Annotated in this window: 18 protein-coding genes and 1 pseudogene; 6 read left to right on the forward strand and 13 right to left on the reverse strand. The window is 32.8% G+C overall.

The annotated features are described in order from the left end of the window. Positions 1–172 precede the first annotated feature (172 nt). From BSF41_RS10590 to BSF41_RS10605, 4 genes are all read left to right on the forward strand, one after another. Positions 173–1,975, forward strand: a complete 1,803-nt coding sequence (locus BSF41_RS10590) for a glycoside hydrolase family 2 protein (protein WP_095929570.1) — start codon at positions 173–175, stop codon at positions 1,973–1,975. A gap of 154 nt (positions 1,976–2,129) precedes the next feature. Beyond that, positions 2,130–2,555, forward strand: a complete 426-nt coding sequence (locus BSF41_RS10595; protein WP_095929465.1) for a helix-turn-helix domain-containing protein — start codon at positions 2,130–2,132, stop codon at positions 2,553–2,555. A 104-nt stretch (positions 2,556–2,659) separates the two neighbouring features. Further along, complete coding sequence (locus BSF41_RS10600; protein WP_095929466.1) at positions 2,660–3,289, forward strand: MgtC/SapB family protein; 630 nt, start codon at positions 2,660–2,662, stop codon at positions 3,287–3,289. 11 nt (positions 3,290–3,300) lie between these two features. Further along, positions 3,301–3,822, forward strand: a complete 522-nt coding sequence (locus BSF41_RS10605; protein WP_095929467.1) for a GNAT family N-acetyltransferase — start codon at positions 3,301–3,303, stop codon at positions 3,820–3,822. Between the two features lie 12 nt (positions 3,823–3,834). Here the strand turns inward: BSF41_RS10605 and BSF41_RS10610 are convergent, their stop codons facing one another. The 6 genes from BSF41_RS10610 to BSF41_RS10635 form a co-directional block, all read right to left on the reverse strand. Continuing rightward, entirely contained in the window at positions 3,835–4,176 is a 342-nt protein-coding gene (locus tag BSF41_RS10610; protein ID WP_095929468.1) for a hypothetical protein, read from the reverse strand. A gap of 165 nt (positions 4,177–4,341) precedes the next feature. Then, the gene (locus tag BSF41_RS10615) at positions 4,342–5,184 is read right to left on the reverse strand and encodes a DUF4249 domain-containing protein (RefSeq protein ID WP_253251802.1); all 843 of its coding nucleotides are present in this window, start codon (positions 5,182–5,184) and stop codon (positions 4,342–4,344) included. A gap of 4 nt (positions 5,185–5,188) precedes the next feature. After that, a complete protein-coding gene (locus BSF41_RS10620) occupies positions 5,189–7,807 on the reverse strand; it encodes a carboxypeptidase-like regulatory domain-containing protein (protein WP_095929470.1) in 2,619 nt (872 codons plus the stop codon). A 100-nt stretch (positions 7,808–7,907) separates the two neighbouring features. Then, complete coding sequence (locus BSF41_RS10625; protein WP_095929471.1) at positions 7,908–8,750, reverse strand: FecR family protein; 843 nt, start codon at positions 8,748–8,750, stop codon at positions 7,908–7,910. Between the two features lie 5 nt (positions 8,751–8,755). Beyond that, on the reverse strand, positions 8,756–8,971 hold the full coding sequence (locus tag BSF41_RS10630) for a hypothetical protein (RefSeq protein ID WP_095929472.1): 216 nt from the start codon (positions 8,969–8,971) through the stop codon (positions 8,756–8,758). A 46-nt stretch (positions 8,972–9,017) separates the two neighbouring features. After that, on the reverse strand, positions 9,018–9,539 hold the full coding sequence (locus BSF41_RS10635) for an RNA polymerase sigma factor (protein WP_095929473.1): 522 nt from the start codon (positions 9,537–9,539) through the stop codon (positions 9,018–9,020). Between the two features lie 289 nt (positions 9,540–9,828). Here BSF41_RS10635 and BSF41_RS10640 point away from each other — a divergent pair, with 289 nt between their 5' ends. Next, positions 9,829–10,401, forward strand: coding sequence for a hypothetical protein (locus BSF41_RS10640; protein WP_095929474.1), 573 nt, complete (start codon positions 9,829–9,831; stop codon positions 10,399–10,401). 3 nt (positions 10,402–10,404) lie between these two features. Then, on the forward strand, positions 10,405–12,525 hold the full coding sequence (locus tag BSF41_RS10645) for a cation:proton antiporter (protein WP_095929475.1): 2,121 nt from the start codon (positions 10,405–10,407) through the stop codon (positions 12,523–12,525). 61 nt (positions 12,526–12,586) lie between these two features. Here BSF41_RS10645 and BSF41_RS10650 read toward each other — a convergent pair whose 3' ends face one another. The 7 genes and pseudogenes from BSF41_RS10650 to BSF41_RS10675 all read right to left on the reverse strand — a co-directional run bounded on the left by BSF41_RS10650 (position 12,587) and on the right by BSF41_RS10675 (position 17,313). Further along, entirely contained in the window at positions 12,587–13,069 is a 483-nt protein-coding gene (locus tag BSF41_RS10650; RefSeq protein WP_095929476.1) for a GNAT family N-acetyltransferase, read from the reverse strand. 7 nt (positions 13,070–13,076) lie between these two features. Beyond that, the gene (locus tag BSF41_RS10655) at positions 13,077–14,495 is read right to left on the reverse strand and encodes a PLP-dependent aminotransferase family protein (protein ID WP_095929477.1); all 1,419 of its coding nucleotides are present in this window, start codon (positions 14,493–14,495) and stop codon (positions 13,077–13,079) included. 21 nt (positions 14,496–14,516) lie between these two features. Next, positions 14,517–14,885, reverse strand: a complete 369-nt coding sequence (locus BSF41_RS10660) for a hypothetical protein (protein WP_095929478.1) — start codon at positions 14,883–14,885, stop codon at positions 14,517–14,519. A 194-nt stretch (positions 14,886–15,079) separates the two neighbouring features. Beyond that, complete coding sequence (locus tag BSF41_RS10665) at positions 15,080–15,337, reverse strand: hypothetical protein (protein ID WP_095929479.1); 258 nt, start codon at positions 15,335–15,337, stop codon at positions 15,080–15,082. Positions 15,338–15,407: 70 nt separating this feature from the next. Further along, complete coding sequence (locus tag BSF41_RS23955; protein WP_253251803.1) at positions 15,408–15,650, reverse strand: ACT domain-containing protein; 243 nt, start codon at positions 15,648–15,650, stop codon at positions 15,408–15,410. 22 nt (positions 15,651–15,672) lie between these two features. Then, positions 15,673–15,819, reverse strand: a pseudogene (locus BSF41_RS23960) (ACT domain-containing protein); the annotation flags it as partial. A 399-nt stretch (positions 15,820–16,218) separates the two neighbouring features. Further along, positions 16,219–17,313 (reverse strand): Fic family protein, encoded by a 1,095-nt coding sequence (locus tag BSF41_RS10675; protein WP_095929480.1) that lies wholly within the window; start codon positions 17,311–17,313, stop codon positions 16,219–16,221. Positions 17,314–17,464: the final 151 nt, after the last annotated feature.

Here is a 17,464-nt window from a genome sequence, read left to right on the forward strand (position 1 = left end):
TTTAAGACAAACAAAGTAAATACGCCTCATAACACAAAACTGATAAGTATTTGATGGGGTATTTTATAGAAATGAATGAGTTTGATTTAATACAGCTTTAAAGAAACTTTTTAACTTTATAATCTTCATATTTTACTAACTAAAGACTCTCAAAACCAAAATGATTTTAACTATGAAAAAGATAATAATGCTGTGTTGTACTTTTCTGTTAATGGGAAAAACAATAGCACAGGAAATTCCGTTGGTATCTAACATTTCATCTCGAAACAATATTACATTAAACGGAAAATGGAGATATATTGTAGATCCTCTCGAAAACGGATATTATAATTATCGTTTAGAGCCTTTTAAAGACAATGGCTTTTTCGAAAATAAAAAATGGAATACTACAGAGTTGAGCGAATATAATTTCGCAACCTCATCAGTTATGGATATTCCGTCTGATTGGAATTCGAAAGATCAAAGATTGTTTTTTTATGAAGGAACGGTTTGGTTTCAGAAAGATTTCAATTATAAAAAAGATGCCAAGACCAAAGGAATTCTTCATTTTGGAGCTGTCAATTATGATGCGAAAGTTTACGTAAACGGAAAACTGGCAGGAACACATATTGGCGGTTATACTCCTTTCAATTTTGATGTTACCAATTTATTAGTCGACGGAAACAATTTCGCAGTAGTAAAAGTCGATAACAAACGCCATAAAGACAATGTTCCAACGGTAAATATGGATTGGTGGAATTACGGCGGAATCACAAGAGACGTAACTCTGGCTCAAGTTCCGAATACGTATATCGAAGATTATCTAGTTCAATTGGATAAAAAAGAAAAAGGAAAAATTTCGGGTTGGATAAAACTAAACAGCGAATCAGCAAATCAAACGGTTTCTATTTCCATTCCAGAATTGAAAATCAAAAAAAGCGTTACAACAGATGCTAAGGGAATTGCCTCTTTTGAAATTAAAGCCAATCCTATTTTATGGACACCAGAAAAACCAAAATTATATGATGTAACCATTTCTAAAGCAGATGAAAATATCGCCGATCAAATTGGTTTTAGAACCATTGAAACCAAGGGCAAGGAAATTCTGTTAAACGGAAAAAAAGTCTTTTTACGCGGAATTAGCATTCACGAAGAAGCGCCTTTTAGATCTGGAAGAGCTTGGTCTCAAGACGATGCCATTACGTTATTGACTTGGGCAAAAGAATTAGGCTGTAATTATGTTCGTTTGGCGCATTATCCGCACAATGAAAATATGGTTAAAGAAGCCGAAAAAATGGGATTAATGATTTGGTCTGAAGTTCCGGTTTATTGGACCATTTCGTGGACAAATCCAGATACGTATGCCAATGCCGAACACCAATTGCATGACATGATTTACAGAGATAAAAACCGTTGCGGAATCGTAATTTGGTCAATTGCCAATGAAACGCCTCATGGCGATGACCGTGATGTTTTCTTAAGCAAATTGGCAAAATATGCGCGTACGCAGGATAATTCTCGTTTGATTAGTATGGCGATGGAAGTTACTTCGAGCTCCAATAATATCAATACGCTTCACGACAATATGAATGAATATGTAGATATCGTAAGTTTCAACCAATACTTAGGTTGGTATAGAGGAACCAACGAATCTTGTAAAGACATGCAATGGGTAATTCCGTATAATAGACCCGTTATTATAAGTGAATTTGGAGGCGAAGCCTTACAAGGTCTTCATGGCAATAAAAAAGAACGTTGGAACGAAGAATATCAAGAAGAATTGTACATTCAAAACACACAAATGTTCAACAGAATTGAAGGTCTAGCAGGAGTTTCTCCTTGGATTTTAGTCGATTTTAGATCGCCAAGAAGACAGTTGCCAGACATTCAGGATTTCTTCAATCGTAAAGGTTTAATTTCTGATCAGGGAATTAAAAAGAAAGCTTTTTATGTCATGAAAGATTGGTATGCACAAAAAGAAAAAGAATATAAGTAAACTGGATTTTTAAAATTTATTTTTGTCTGAAAAGTTGTATTTTTGTCATGATATAAAAATAGGTTTCTATTTACTGTTTTTCGGTATCATACAGAACAAATTATGTAAGACACATATTTCTTATTTTTAAAGTCGTAATTATTATCTTTGAACTATGAGTACATTAACCAGACCAAATCACATCGGTAGAAAAATAAGCCGTATTCGTGAACTGAAAGACATGAAACAAGAAGCATTGGCACAGGTGCTAGGAACAAACCAGCAAGCTGTTTCTATTATGGAAAATAGTGAGACTATTGATGAAGAGAAACTAATTCAAGTTGCTAAAGCTTTAGGCGTAAGTGTTGAAGCTATTAAGAATTTTTCTGAGGAAGGAGTAATTAATTATTTTAATACTTTCACAGAAAATGATTTTAGCCATAGTCAGGGAACTAATTTTGGAAGTAATAATGTATGCACATTTAATCCATTAGATAAATTAATAGAATCTGTTGAAGAAAATAAAAAGCTTTACGAACGCCTTCTACAAGCTGAAAAAGATAAAATTGAATATTTAGAAAAGCTATTGAAAGAAAAATAGTCCTTAGTATAAAATAGTAAATGTAAAACCTTCAAAGTCATTTTGATTTTGGAGGTTTTTTTGTGTTTTTTCCTTAATTTTAATGGAAAAATTACAAGACTTAAATGGAAGTAGAAATTATCATAAGATTGCTTTTAGCCGCATTTTGGGGAGCTTTAATTGGAGCTGAAAGAGAATATAGAGGAAAAGCCGCTGGACTTCGCACCACAATAATGATTTCTGTCGGAGCTTGTTTTTTTACTTTGATGTCCCAATGGATTGGAGGAGCTGGAAATCCAGATCGTATAGCTTCTAATATTGTTACCGGTTTAGGTTTTCTTTGTGCGGGAGTAATCTTTAGATCAGACAGTCATGTTTCGGGCATTACAACGGCAGCGACAATATGGTCGGTTGCGGCAGTTAGTATGGGAGTAGGAGCGGGTTATTACTTTGCTTCGGCTTGTGCAGCACTTATGATTCTTATAATTCTAACGATGCTAACTTTTCTTCAAGATAAAATTGATCTAATAAACGAACATAAAACGCTTCGAATAACCTTTAAACGCTCAGATGCAGGTCATGCAAGATGTAAAGAGCTTTTTTCCACTTATGGTATAAAAGCTAAACTGTTAGTGCAACACCGTACTGTAGATCATATTATTTTAGAATGGCAGATACATGGTTCTAAACATGCTATAGAATCTTTATATGGTTCGCTTTTGCAAGATCCAATTTTTGAGGAATTAGTTTTATAAAAATAACAATAATGAATTTTAATTTACAACCCGTTTTAGAAAATGATCTTTGCATTCTATCTCCTTTAGAAGAAAAAGATTTTGATGCATTATACAAAGTAGCTTCCGATCCTAAAATTTGGGAACAGCATCCTAATAAAGACCGATGGAAAAAAGAAGTCTTTGAAAACTTTTTTGAAGGAGCGATTAAAAGTAAAGGCGCTTTTAAAATTATAAATAAAGAAAACGGAGAAGTTATTGGAAGTACACGATTTTACGATTTTGATCAAGAAGACGATAGTGTTTTTATTGGCTATACTTTTTATGCTGTTTCGTGCTGGGGAAAAGGCGTAAATCAAAGTGTAAAAAAGACCATGCTGGATTATCTTTTTCAATATGTTTCAAAAGTAAAATTCCATATTGGTGCCGAGAATATTCGTTCGCAAATTGCGATTTCAAGAATAGGAGCCGAAAAAATAGCAGAGGAAGTAGTAGCTTATTTTGGAGAAAAACCGAAATTGAATTTCATTTATGAAATTGAGAAGCCAAATTAGAAATGAAATATTTTATTTTTTGTATCCAAACTTGAAATATAGTATGGTGTCTTTTTTATGAATTGTAAAAAAATCTTCGTTTTGTTTTTTGACTATTGTGTCACCAATTTCAAAGTCTTTGTAATGCCAAGCGAATAAAGTATTCTCTTCACAATAAATCTCAATCGTATTATTTTTGTTGTTTTTTATTTTTAAATTAACTTCTCTCCCATGGTTTAGCGGTTTCTTTTCTAAAATGACAAAATCTAAATCTATCCCTTCAAAATATGCTTCTGATTTGCTTCTGTTATACTTTTTACAGGAGGAGACTAAAACGAGACAAGATAATATAAACAGAGCTTTTTTTATTTTCATTTTTAAGAAATGATGCAGAGATTAGTGGCTAGACCATCAAGTCAACAATAAAGAAACTTTGATGTGTTCTTAATTAATTTGTACTAAAATATAGAAAAAAGTTGTTTCACTCAAATTTTAGAATAAATAAAAAACCACCTCTTTTGAAAGGTGGTTTTTTACTTCTTATTGCACCAAATAATCAATTTGATCGGCTTCGCACAATCTAAAATAGCCAAAGGCGAAATTATTAGCATCAGAAGTATTTATAATATTTCCTCTAATATTTCCTGGAGGTACAGAAAAAGGATTTGAACTGGAAGCTTCCAAAATTAATTTCCAGTAATTATAGAAGTTTTTAGAAACGCCTCTGTGCGTAATTGTAACCGTATTTCCAGGTTTCATTTTGTCTTCATGAGAATATCTTGTACTGATTTCGTTTCCGTTATAAAATTCATCATTTGTAATTTCATATTCAGGATAAATCAAAAATGAAGCTTGATAATCGGTTACATAATAATTGATCTGATCTGCTGGGTCGTTGTAATAAAAAGTCAATTCAATGATATCTGTTCCGTCAAAATCAGGAACAATTTTTTGTTCAATTTTATTAATCGGAGTTACAGAAGTTAGTTTTTCAACTGCCGTAAAACTTTGCCCTTCAGCATTGATAAATAATTTATAATCGGCATCGATTACAGGAATAAAATTGGTGCATTTGTAAACTCCAGCCTCGGTTTCGTTAAAGGTAAAAACATCTCCGCTACTGTTTTCTACTCGTACTTGCGCACCAGAAACTTTTGGCGTAGAATTGTTGTAATAAGGAGCTGTTTTACTAATTTTTATAGTTTGCTCCTTTCCGTCAGTTCCTTTTTTCCAGATTATTTCGGCATCGATAACCAGTTTCGTTTCGCCTGTTTCCAGATCCAGATTGACTACATCTTCGCAAGAAGCAAAAGAAAAAACAAAAAGAAGACTTATTAATGCCAATGCTCTGTTCATTATCGTATATTTTTTCAATTTATTCATAGCATTAAAATTTAAAATTATAAGAAACTCCAGGAACAATTCCGAAAATAGAAAGCCTTCTGGTTTCATTTGCTCCTGTATCTTCATTGGTTGTAAAACTCATAGAAGCCGCATTTTTTCTGTTGTAAATATTATAAAGGCTGAATACCCAATAGCTCTGCCATCCTTTCTTTTTGTCTGGTTTTGGCGTGTATGTAGCCGCAACATCTAAGTGATGGAAAAGCGGTAATCTATTTTCGTTTCTCAAAGAATAATTCGGAATATGAATGCCTCCCATTTCATAATAGCCATTGGCATACGTTACCGGCTGTCCAGACTGTAACGTGAAATTTCCATTAAATGACCATTTTGGGTTCAATTCATAACTTCCCACAATACTCAAATTATGCAGTTTGTCGTAACCAGATAAATACCAGTCGCCATTTGCAATTCCTGGTTCTTCGGGAGTTCTCCCTGGCGTTTTTTGTTCTGCTCTAGATAAAGTATAAGAGACCCATCCAGTGAAAACGCCTGTATTTTTTCTGAATAACAATTCTAAACCATAAGATCTGGCTTTTCCGTTTAGAATAACTTGCTCAATATTGTTGTTAGCCAAAACATCAGCGCCGTCAATATAGTCAATACGATTTTGAACATTTTTATAGAATAATTCGGTTTCTAAAGAGTAATCTCCGTCTTTGAAATTTCTGAAATACCCCATCGCATATTGGTCCAAAAGCTGAGGTTTTGTAAAAGGTCCGCTTGGTGTCCAGATGCTCATTGGTAAAGGAGACTGTGTGTTTGATAAAATATGGATGTATTGTGCCATTCTGTTGTAACTTGCTTTTACAGAAGTTTCGTCGTTAAAAGCATAAGACAATGCAGCTCTCGGTTCAAAATTATTGAAAGTGCTGATTTTTTTTCCTTTTCCATAAGAAATGCTTCCGTTTGGAGTTCCTTCCTCATAAATATTGTATAAAGGATTATAAACAACAGCCTGATTGTTTTCGTAAGTGCTGATGGTTTCGTCTCCTAAACGGTAAAACATGCTGTAACGAAGTCCATAGCGGAAAGTCAGTTTTTCTGTAATCTGATTTTCAAAATCGACAAAAGCAGAAGTTTCTAAAGCATATTTTTTATCCAGTTGCATGTAATTAAACTGAGAATCTGAAGAAGTAGGTTTTACAACGCCAGGATTGAAATTATAATACAAACCATCAATTCCATAATTGATTTTAAACTTCTCCGATTGTTGAAAATTCCAATTGTATTTCAATCCGTAGCTCGCAATATTGCTGTCCCATTTAAAACTTTCAATTGGAATTTCTAGATTAAATCTGTAATCACTGTAGAAAACAGATAAATTGCTGTTTAAACGATCAGTAAATTTATGCTTCCAATTTAAAATCCCCATTGTGCTTCCGTACGTACTTGCAAAACGATCGTTAATATCGAATAAATCATTTCCGAAATAACCCGAAAACGAAAGTGTATTCTTGGCATTAAAACGATAATTTAATTTGGCATTCAAATCATAAAACATCGCTGAGTTATTATTATCTGCCAATTTCAAAAATAAATGCGCATAAGAAGCACGTCCAGAAACAATAAATGAACCTTTTTCTTTTTCTAACGGACCTTGAACTAAAAGACGGCTGGAGATAATTCCAATTCCTCCATTTACTTTATATTCTTCAAAATCTCCAGTTTGCTGCGTTACATCTAAAACAGAAGAAACACGTCCTCCAAATTTTGAAGGAATCCCTCCTTTATATAAATCTAAACCGTTAATCATATCGGCATTAAAAATAGAGAAGAATCCAAACATATGCGAATCGGCATAAACTGGCGCGCCATCCAAAAGGATCAAATTCTGATCGGCAGCACCACCTCGGACATTAAAACCTGAAGAAGCTTCTCCCGCATTGGTAACTCCAGGAAGTGTCAAAATTGATTTTAAAGGATCTGGCTCGCCCATAGCAACAGGAATTTTTTTAATTTCCTGCATCGAAAGCTTATTAACACTCATTTGAGTGGCTTTAATATCGGCAGCTTTATTGTTCATTACAATAACTTCTCCCAATTGCTGGCTATCTGGATCTATGTTGAAATTGACTTTATTGTCATCTGTAACAGAAACTCGTTTTTCTTCATTTTTAAATCCAACATAACTTACTTGAACCGTATAATTTCCGTCAGGAACTTCAATGCTATAATTTCCATTAACATCTGTTACAACTCCTGTTTCCAATTCTTTAATAAAAACATTGGCGCCAATAACGGGTTGTCTTTCATCATCAAAAATACGACCTGTCAGCTTATTTTTTTTTTTAGCTGTTTTTTGAGTTTGAGATTTCTGTTTGACAAAAATATTATTGCCCGAAATAGAAAAATGTACAATCGAAGTTTGATTTAATTCAGAAATAAGCTTCTCAATTTCGATAGTCTTAAAAGTGCTTTTTTTCGTAAAATATTTTTTATTCGTATCAATTTGATCTGTAAAAGCAAATTTAAAATCGGTTTGACTTTCAATCTGCTTGAAGAACTCTTTTAATGTCGTATTTTGATCTACAGTTATGGTAACGCTCTGAGCAGACATACATAAACTGAATAAAAAAAAGCATGCTGAAATTATATGCTTCATGAAATTTTGTATTTTTGAATATTATTAAATGGAATAACCTCGTGTTATCCTGAAAATTAGGAGGATGTGGAGTTTCGCGGCTTACATCCTTTCTTGCTTTTTATTGAAAAGTGATCTGTTTTAAATCTTCATTTATTTCAAAATTTAGGTTATACATTTCTGATATTAATTGTAAAATTGTTTTTAAATCTTCCTTTTTATTGATGCGAATTGTAATTTTCTGATCAAGATTTTCTTTCGGAATATTGACTTTATAACCATAGTTTTCTTCAATGTATTGACTGATAATAGACAGTTTTTCATTATCAAAATCAATAAATCTGCTAAATTCTGTTACTGAAGCCGTTTGGTTTCCGTAGGTAAATTTATCACCAGGTTTCAAAATCCATTTTTGATTTTGGCCTTTTACATTCATTTGAACGCTTCCTTCAAAAAGTTCAACGGTCACTTCTTCATTTTTAGATTCTTTAACTGTAAAAGAAGTTCCTAAAACTGTAGTTGTTGTTTCATCGCAAAAAACCTGAAAAGGATGCTGTTTGTCTTTTTTAACTTTAAAATAAGCCTCACCATCAATTTCTATTTTTCTGTTTAAAGCAAAATTGTTTCCGTAAATAATTTTAGAATTTGGACCTAGTTCTACTTTTGAACTATCTGGCAAAACAACATACTTTATGGCTGAGGTTGTATTTTCGATTACATTTTCGGCAAGAACTATATTTTCAGCAGCAGTTTCCTGGTTGAAATAAATTCCAGTTCCAATAAGCGTAAAAAGTAAAACCGAAGCCGCCGCATAAAGATGCCAAGGTCTAAATTTTCTTTTCTTCTCAGAAAATGTTTTAGCATGGAATTGTTCCCACGAAGCTTCTTTTTCGCTGTCCGAATGAGAAAGGGGAGACTCTTCCCATAACTTTTTAAATTCCTCGTCAAATTTTTCCTGATCCATTTTTTTTAGGTGTAAATGATTTGACAATGAAAACCTTGTTTGTTAAAAACACTGTAAACCATTTCTTTAATGTCTCGATTAGTTTCGATTTTAAGGATGTTTTCTTTTCCTTGACGATCAAAATTTATGATACAATCAGAAATAATAAACTGTAAATAAGCTACAAGTAAACTTGCGTCTTTCTTTGTTTTTACATTAGTTTTATACGCTTCGATATGCATTTTTAGTTCTTGTTTTTTAGTATAACAAACGAGAACTAAAAAGTTCCTAATGGTTTTCGATTTTTTTTCGAATAAATTTACTGGCGAGATAAATATGATTGGCAATGGTCTTTTCAGAAAGATCCGTTATTTCTGCAATCTCCTTATAGCTAAGGTTTTCCAGTTTGTGTAAAGTGAATATTTTTTGCTGCTGCTCTGGAAGCTGATTTATGAAATTTTGTAGTTTTTCTTGTCTTTCTTCAAAAATTCCAGTGTCAGTTTCTTCATCTAGCATTTCAACTTGAGAAGGATCAAGCTGTACTATTTTATTTTCTCTGTTAACATGATTGATAATAATGTTCTTGCAGATAGTAAAGATCTGTTTGTCGAACAGCACCTCTTCGTTAAGCAGTTCCCTTTTATTGTATAATCTTATGAAGGTTTCCTGAACAAAATCTTCGGGAGTAAGTACAGAAGAATGGAATCGTTTGGCAATATTTATAAGTTTATCGTAATAGTTGAAGTAGACTTCTTTGAAAGCTGCTTCATTACCTTTTTTTAAACTTAAAATAAATTTTTTATTGTCCATAACGAAAATATCGTGACTAGCTTCCTAGTTCTAAACTCATTGGAGTCAATATTATTGTATTCAGAAATTGAGTAATCCCAAGTGAGAATGTAATAAGTTACAAAGAACCGTAATTTAATTTAAGATTTGACGCTTTTGCATAATAAATGTTACAATTTGTATGCTTCTTTTTTTATTTATAAAAACAAATTAGCAAAGGAAAAGCAATGTAAGTATTGGTGTTTTTAGAGCCATTACTGCGATAAACCGATTTTTATCCTTAAATTGTTGGTTACAAAAATTAACTGCTATGACTTTGCAAAGACTTTTAGTTTTAATCCTTATTCCTTTTTTGATTTCCTGTGATAATAAAAAAGAACGAGAACTTACAGAAAGAGAAAACGCGCTTCTGGAACGCGAACAGAAATTTGCCGACAAAGAAGCCGAATATGAATTATTGTTGAAGATGAAAGACAGTCTTCAATTGGCTGTACAGATAAAAGATTCGGTGCCCAAGATTCAGACTTGGCCAGATAGCCTAAAGATTAAATGGAACAGTAAAATGATTTGCCGAGAATCCAATTGCAGTAATTATGTTATTGGAGATCAGCGTACAGAAGTCTGGGAATTTGCATCAGATTCTACAGGAATGTACGCGAATGTATTAAGCAATAATCAGATTAAGAGAGTCTTTAGAGGACAGTATTTAGTCAATAAAATAGTACTCGATTCAGCCAAAGAGAGTTCTGCTAAAAGCAATATAAAAATTAATGTCGTATTGGACGATATCAAAAAAAATGTCATTAAAGGAACACAGACCATAACTGGACAAGACAATTGCACTACAAAATTCTCGGTCGAACTTACGCCATCTAAAAAATAATTTATGTTTTTGAGTATACATCATATAACTCTCCCAATAGAAGATCCGCTTTTAAAATTTCTTATCGAAATTATCATCATCTTGTGCATTCCTCTTTTATTGAATAAAATTAAGGTGCCACATTTGCTTGGGCTTATCATTGCTGGAGCTGTTGTTGGTCCTAACGGTTTTGGATTGCTTTCAAGAGACAGCAGCGTTGTGGTGACGGGTACAACAGGATTGTTGTATATTATGTTTTTGGCTGGATTGGAAATTGATATGGCCGATTTCAAAAAAAATAAATGGAAGAGCATCACCTTTTCTCTTTACACTTTTGCCGTTCCTTTTATTTTAGGACTTGTTGGTGGTTATTATATTTTAGGTTTTTCATTATTGACTTCGGTGCTTTTTGCCAGTTTGTTTTCATCGCATACTTTAATTGTATATCCAATGATCAGCAGTTTAGGAATTGCTAAAAATCTTGCGGTTAATGTAACGGTAGGCGGAACCATGATAACAGATGTTCTTTCTCTTCTTGTTTTGGCCGTTGTAGTCGGAATGTCGCAAGGAGAAGTGGGAACAGCGTTTTGGCTGAAACTTTCCATTTCTATGGTTCTATTTACTTTGATTGTTTTATTAGTGTTTCCTATTATTGCCCGCTGGTTTTTTAAGACTGTAGAAGATAAAATTTCGCAATATCTTTTTGTTATTGTAATGATTTACCTTGCCGCGCTTCTAGCTGAACTTGCTGGAATTGAATCGATAATTGGAGCATTTTTTGCAGGACTGGCGTTAAACAGACTGATTCCGCATACTTCCTCTTTAATGAATAGGGTAGAGTTTGTAGGGAATGCCATTTTTATTCCTTTCTTCTTGATAAGTGTGGGAATGCTTATTGATTTTAGTGCTTTTATACAAAGTTGGGAAACTTTGTGGGTGGCTGCAATTATGCTGATTGCTTCAATTGGCGGAAAATATTTTGCAGCAATCTTAACTCAGAAAACATTTAAATTGACCAATGATGAAGGTAAACTGATTTTCGGAATGAGTTCGGCTTCTGCTGCGGCAACTTTAGCATCGGTGATGGTTGGTTACAATATCATTATTGGAGAAAATGATGCCGGCGAACCAATAAGACTTTTAAACGATCATGTTTTAAATGGCAGCATACTTCTGATTTTGATTTCCTGTACTGTATCTTCTTTCGTTTCTATGGCAACTGCCCAGCGTATAGCAGATGCAGATAAGGACAATAAAGTATCGGGAAATAGTGAAGAAAAAGAAAATATACTTTTGGCGCTTAACCATGAAGATACCGTAGATAAAATGGTCAATCTGGGACTTATGGTAAAAACTTCAACCAACACAGATCGAATTTTTGCTGTAAATGTTATTAATGAAGAAGAAAATGAATCGTCGGTAAAAAATGCCGAAAGAATTTTAGAAGCGGCAGTAAAAGCAGCTTCGGCGGCCGATGTTAAACTAAATCCCATTACGCGCCATGATAATGATACCGCCAGCGGAATAAGTAATGTTGTTAAAGAAAAAGAAATTACCGATCTTATTGTAGGATTACAAGGTGGAAAAGGCTTTTCGGCTTCTTTTGTATACAATTTGTACAACGGATACCTTCGAAATAAAAATATAAATCTCATGGTGTATCATGCAGTTCAGCCGGTATCGACAATTAAAAAATATGCTGTGCTGATACCTGAAAATGCAGAAATGGATGCTGGATTTTTTCATTCGATGTTAAGGATCTGGAATATCGGACGTAATTCTGGTGCGAAAATGAGTTTCTATGGAAAAGACAAAACCATGCTCATTTTGAAAAGGATTGTAAAAAAAGCATCAATTGAAGCTACATTTGAAACCATTGGTTCTTGGCAAGAAGCGCAAGAAATTGCTTTCGATCTAGGACAAGACGTTGGATTGATAATTATGATGGCCGATAAAGGAATGCGTTCTTACGTTCCGCATATGAAGGATGTGCCAGACCTGCTTAATAGTAGAGCGAGCAATAATAATTATATACTCATTTATCCTTTTAGCAAAACAGAAATAAATACTACAGAAAAAAGAGCTGTAAGCAGTCACGACGATTTTGTGGAGATTGGTAAAGTCATTCGAAATATTTTTAAATAAGGATAAAAATAAAACCCCTTAAACACAGATAGATTTAAGGGGTTTTGTTTTTTTGGGATATTTAAGAATTCAGCGTAAGCATCATTTGAATATCTACTCTGTCGTAAGATGACGAAATGCCTGTTATTTCTTTAAAACCTAGTTTTTCATACAATTTAATAGCGGGTTTCAGTTTGGTGTTGCTTTCCAGATAGATTTTAGAAGCGCCTTGTTCTATAGCCCATTTTATTGCCGATTCAGCCAATAATAGTCCAACACCTTTTCCTTGCGCTTTCGGACTTACAGCCATTTTGGCCAATTCGTAATCATAATTTTTTCCGTCACTTTTGATTAAGGAGCAAACGCCCAAAACTTCATCATTTAAAATGGCAGAAAATATTTCTCCACCTTTATTTATAATATATTCTTCGGCATGATCTAGTGCTTTTAAGTCATTAGGTTCAACTACAAAATAAGTCGAAATCCACTCTATGTTTAAATCCTTAAAACTTTTTTGATACTTCGGGTTATAAGTAACTATTTCTACATGGTCTTTATTCTTCATAATGCTATTAAATACTGTTTTTTATTATTCTGCCCAATTTTTCTAAATCAGAATCGACGCGTTCATTCCATTCTAAAACATACGTTAATCTCATGCAGTTGTTGTATTGATTGTACTGAGAAAAAATTCTTCCCGGCGCAAAGACAATTTTTTGGGCTAGGGCAGTGTTGTATAATTCTGTTGTAGAAATTCTTTCATCTAATTCTAGCCATAACATAAAGCCGCCTTTTGGTTGTGCTATTTTAGTGTTGTCCGGGAAATAAGATTCTACAGCTCGGTTAATCTGGAGATAATTAGCATAAAGCTTATTTCTAAATGTTCTAAGATGATGATCGTAACGTCCGTGTTCTAAGAAATCTGCAATAACATCTGAGTATAAAGAGGAATTACAAACTGTTTGAACCAGCTTTTGACGTATAATTTTGTCTTTAAATTTTCCAGGAGCAATCCAACCAACACGATAACCAGGCGCAAGAGTTTTAGAAACAGATCCGATCCACAAAACCAAACCAGCTTCATCATAAAATTTACAAGGTTTCGGGCGCTCTGAACCAAAGTAAAGATTACCGTAAATATCATCTTCAATTAACGGAATGTTGTATTGAGTAATTAGCCTTACCAATTCCCGTTTGTTTTCATCAGGCATTTGAAATCCCATTGGATTATTGAAATTGGTAACAAAACAACAAGCCTTAATCTCAGGCAGTACTTTTTTCAAGGCATCAAGATCTAATCCATACAAAGGATGGGTTGGAATTTCAACAGCTTTAAGGCCTAATGCCTTAATTGCTTGAAGTATTCCAAAATAGGCTGGACTTTCTACCGCAACGCTATCTCCAGGAGATGTCACGGCCATAAGCGCATTATACATTGCGTGCATGGCACCAGAAGTAATTACAAGATCATCTTCCGTAATTTTTCCTTCCATAACCAATGCCCATTTTGCAATGGCTCGTCGAAGTTCTTCCGATCCCTGAACTGGTTCGTAGGCAGTGCCTGCATCACCTCTATTGCGAACAGCATTGATGATTCCTTTATTAAGTTTAGCAACTGGAAGGAAATTCTTTCCGGGTAATCCGAGTGCAAATTGTGTTACATCGGTTTGATTGATGGTGCCGAAAACTTTATCAATAAGATCTTCAGGGGTGTTTTTTGTTTCGTGATTGTTTATACTCGCAATTGTGGGAAGTGCCGTCGTTCGCTGCGAACTTTTACTCACATAATATCCCGTTTTTGGGCGAGATTCTATAAGCGAACGGCTCTCTAATTCCAAATACGCTTGCTTAATGGTATTTAAGCTAACATTATACAGTTTTTGTGCACTTCTAACAGAAGGCAGTTTGTCGCCAAGCGAAAGAGTCTCATTGTGAATTTGATCCTCAATAATTTTGGCAATTTTAAAATATAATGTTTCGTGATTTTTCATTTTTTCTTTTCCGTTAAGCGTCTAAAAGCTCAGGCAGTGAACAAAATGTTCTGTGCTTTGCCTTAATTGTTCGGCGTTATTGAAATTTGCATTTCTCTTTTTCTTTAAAAAATTCAGAATGTATTCATTAAATATTATTCTGTCTTCATTAGTCAAACTTCCGTCATCATATATTTGAAATATGATTTCGTTCTTTTCATCCAATATTAAACTAGCAAACGAATTAATTTTATTGTCTTTTTCGCAAAGAAGAAAAGGAATTCCAAAAAGCATTTTATCTTCAGCTATCACATTGCTATTTTTATTGAAGATGTCTTGTAAAATCTCCATGTCAAATATATATACCTCTCTAAAAGTTATTTTTTTCTGTGTTGTTGCTTTAGATTCCATATCTTTTTTTTAGCAAAATTATTGCTCTTAAAGATTTGGGTACAGATACAGAAAAATATTTTTTTAAGGGTACAGATAAAATTACTGTTTTTTGATGACAGGGAAAAGAATTGTAAAAAGAAAGTCCCTGAATATATTTATTCAAGGACTTTTACTATTTTCTTAAAAATTATTAAGGAAAGACTAAAAAATAATTATTGCTTTTCCTGTTCCAAATCTGCAGCAGAAATCTGATCTAAGATGTTGGTTTGATTTGGCGAAATGTAGTTTTTGTTTTCGCTAATTTGCTCTTTCTTAAAAAGAAGATCAAGCGCATTGTAAAGTTTTAATAAAACATCTTTGTCTTCTTTGGCAATATCTAAAGCAGTATTGAAATTAAAAACATAATTATTAGAATTACGTACTTCTACTTTTATAGTTTTAGATGTGATCTTAAATTTTACTATGTCCATATGTTATAAATTACCTCTGCAAAATAACTATTTTAATGGCAGTTTTTATGGTTATTTTTTGATTTTTTAATTACAAAGAATTTTTATTTTCTTCTTTCAATTTCAGAAGTACATCCATTGCTTTCAGTGCGTCATTTTCGTCAACAAATATGTGGTCGTGTAAATAGGCAGCAACTACATTGCAACTAATATTGGCATTTCCTAGTGCCTGAGAAAACGCAGCGGTCAAACCCACAGCGGCTGAAGAAGAATGAACTTCTAAAGTAATCCAAGAAGCAAATATAAGAGAAATGAAGATTAAGCTCTTCTGCAAAATGTTTTTCTAATACTACAGTAATCCCTTCTTTTTCTTTAAATAGAAATAAAATTTTTGAAAAAGGAACCTGTTCCAGAGAATCTACTTTTGTAAAAACATATTTTCCTTCATTAAGAACAGGATTAAGATTCTCCAAAATAGTATTTAGATTTATTTCGCCTTCCATAAAATGAGGAGTGTTTTTTATTTAAAGATAATAAAAAACCCTTAAACATTTCTGTCTAAGGGTTTTACCTTTTAGTAGCGAGGACGGGAGTTGAACCCGTGACCTCAGGGTTATGAAAAGTGAAAATTACATATTTTCACATTGTAAATTGTTGATATTTAGTATATTGTAATTTTTATAAAAATCGGTTTTGTAATGTTTTTTGCGTTTTCCTCACTTGAATTCCTCACTTGAGCATTAAACCAATCTCGATTATTTTTTACTCTTGTGATAGATGGTTTTATTAACATGACATTTGTAACGTGTTAACTTTTTTGACTTTTTCTAACATGAGAATTTTAACATGTTAAGTTTTTTTATTTTTTTTTACATGACACTAAAATATGAGTAAAAAAAAAATTATTTGAACTTAAACTGTTGTGGTGCATTATGCAAAAAGTCATACAAAGCAGTATTGATGTAAAAATTTTCTTTTCCTATTTTGTGTAATGTCACTAACTTAAGTTCTATAAGTTGATCTAAATATTTTGAAGCTGTTTGTCTAGTAATATCCAAATCTTGCACCAGAAAATCAATCTTAGTATAAGGATGTTTAAATAAATTATTGATTAGATCTTGAGAATATATTTTGGGCAAATTAGTTCGAATCTTTTGTTTGTAATCCATCATTAGTTTTTTAATTCCTCTTATAATACCGGTAGTTTGAATAGATGTTTGTTCTACAGCCTCAAGTATAAATAAAATCCATGGCTCCCAATTTTGAGTAATTCTTGTTTCTTGCAATAAATGATAATAACTTCCTTTGTTTTGATTGATGTACCTGCTTAAATAAAGGATAGGCAAGTGGAGTAAATCTTCTTTTACGAGATATAAAATATTAATTATTCTTCCGGTTCTACCATTTCCATCATAAAATGGATGAATACTTTCAAACTGATGATGAATAATTGCCATTTTTACAAGTGCATCAATATCAGTCAAAGTATCGTCATTCATAAATGTTTCTAGATTACTCATTAAAGCAATAATTTCATCGTGGTTTTGTGGTGGAGTATAAACAGTTTCGCCGGTTTCACCATTCTTAAGTGCAGTACCAGGAAGTTTTCTAAAACCCGACTTAGTTTCTTCAAGTACACTTTGGATTTCTATAATGTGATTACAAGTAATAAGTTGCTTTTCACGGACTATACTAAATCCTTCTTTTAAAGCAGAAGCATAATTATAAACTTCTTTAGCAGCTGAACTAGCAAATTGCTGGGCTATACTATCGCTACTAAACAATTCATCATGTGTTGTAATGATATTTTCAATTGCCGAACTATCTTTTGCTTCTTGTAGAGAAAGTGTATTTAAGATAATTACTTCATTTGGAATAGTTTCAGCAACTCCATTAAGTTCAGCTAGTGCCTTGTGAGCCAATGCTAATTTTTTAAGCACTACCTTACTTTCTACTTCATGTTGTAAAGGCAGTAATGGAAGAGGATATTGGCTCATTTATTTTAAATTTTATAATCACTTTTTAAGTTGATTCATTTTTAATGCAATTGAAATTAATTTTAAATAACATTTCTTTCGAATTGTAAATCTAAGTAATTTTTATAATATCGACTTTATTATATCTGGTCTCCATTTAAACTAAACCAGA

This window comes from Flavobacterium sp. ACN2, from assembly GCF_002303885.1.
Lineage (GTDB): Bacteria > Bacteroidota > Bacteroidia > Flavobacteriales > Flavobacteriaceae > Flavobacterium.

Excerpts from the sequence above, each read along its gene's own strand:
- BSF41_RS10660 (WP_095929478.1), bottom strand. The coding sequence starts at position 14,885 with ATGGAATCTAAAGCAACAACACAGAAAAAAATAACTTTTAGAGAGGTA.
- BSF41_RS10625 (WP_095929471.1), bottom strand. The coding sequence starts at position 8,750 with ATGGATCAGGAAAAATTTGACGAGGAATTTAAAAAGTTATGGGAAGAG.
- BSF41_RS10590 (WP_095929570.1), top strand. The coding sequence starts at position 173 with ATGAAAAAGATAATAATGCTGTGTTGTACTTTTCTGTTAATGGGAAAA.
- BSF41_RS10640 (WP_095929474.1), top strand. The coding sequence starts at position 9,829 with ATGACTTTGCAAAGACTTTTAGTTTTAATCCTTATTCCTTTTTTGATT.
- BSF41_RS10635 (WP_095929473.1), bottom strand. The coding sequence starts at position 9,539 with ATGGACAATAAAAAATTTATTTTAAGTTTAAAAAAAGGTAATGAAGCA.
- BSF41_RS10655 (WP_095929477.1), bottom strand. The coding sequence starts at position 14,495 with ATGAAAAATCACGAAACATTATATTTTAAAATTGCCAAAATTATTGAG.
- BSF41_RS10675 (WP_095929480.1), bottom strand. The coding sequence starts at position 17,313 with ATGAGCCAATATCCTCTTCCATTACTGCCTTTACAACATGAAGTAGAA.
- BSF41_RS10610 (WP_095929468.1), bottom strand. The coding sequence starts at position 4,176 with ATGAAAATAAAAAAAGCTCTGTTTATATTATCTTGTCTCGTTTTAGTC.
- BSF41_RS10665 (WP_095929479.1), bottom strand. The coding sequence starts at position 15,337 with ATGGACATAGTAAAATTTAAGATCACATCTAAAACTATAAAAGTAGAA.
- BSF41_RS10620 (WP_095929470.1), bottom strand. The coding sequence starts at position 7,807 with ATGAAGCATATAATTTCAGCATGCTTTTTTTTATTCAGTTTATGTATG.
- BSF41_RS10630 (WP_095929472.1), bottom strand. The coding sequence starts at position 8,971 with ATGCATATCGAAGCGTATAAAACTAATGTAAAAACAAAGAAAGACGCA.
- BSF41_RS10650 (WP_095929476.1), bottom strand. The coding sequence starts at position 13,069 with ATGAAGAATAAAGACCATGTAGAAATAGTTACTTATAACCCGAAGTAT.
- BSF41_RS10615 (WP_253251802.1), bottom strand. The coding sequence starts at position 5,184 with ATGAATAAATTGAAAAAATATACGATAATGAACAGAGCATTGGCATTA.
- BSF41_RS10595 (WP_095929465.1), top strand. The coding sequence starts at position 2,130 with ATGAGTACATTAACCAGACCAAATCACATCGGTAGAAAAATAAGCCGT.
- BSF41_RS10645 (WP_095929475.1), top strand. The coding sequence starts at position 10,405 with ATGTTTTTGAGTATACATCATATAACTCTCCCAATAGAAGATCCGCTT.
- BSF41_RS10605 (WP_095929467.1), top strand. The coding sequence starts at position 3,301 with ATGAATTTTAATTTACAACCCGTTTTAGAAAATGATCTTTGCATTCTA.
- BSF41_RS10600 (WP_095929466.1), top strand. The coding sequence starts at position 2,660 with ATGGAAGTAGAAATTATCATAAGATTGCTTTTAGCCGCATTTTGGGGA.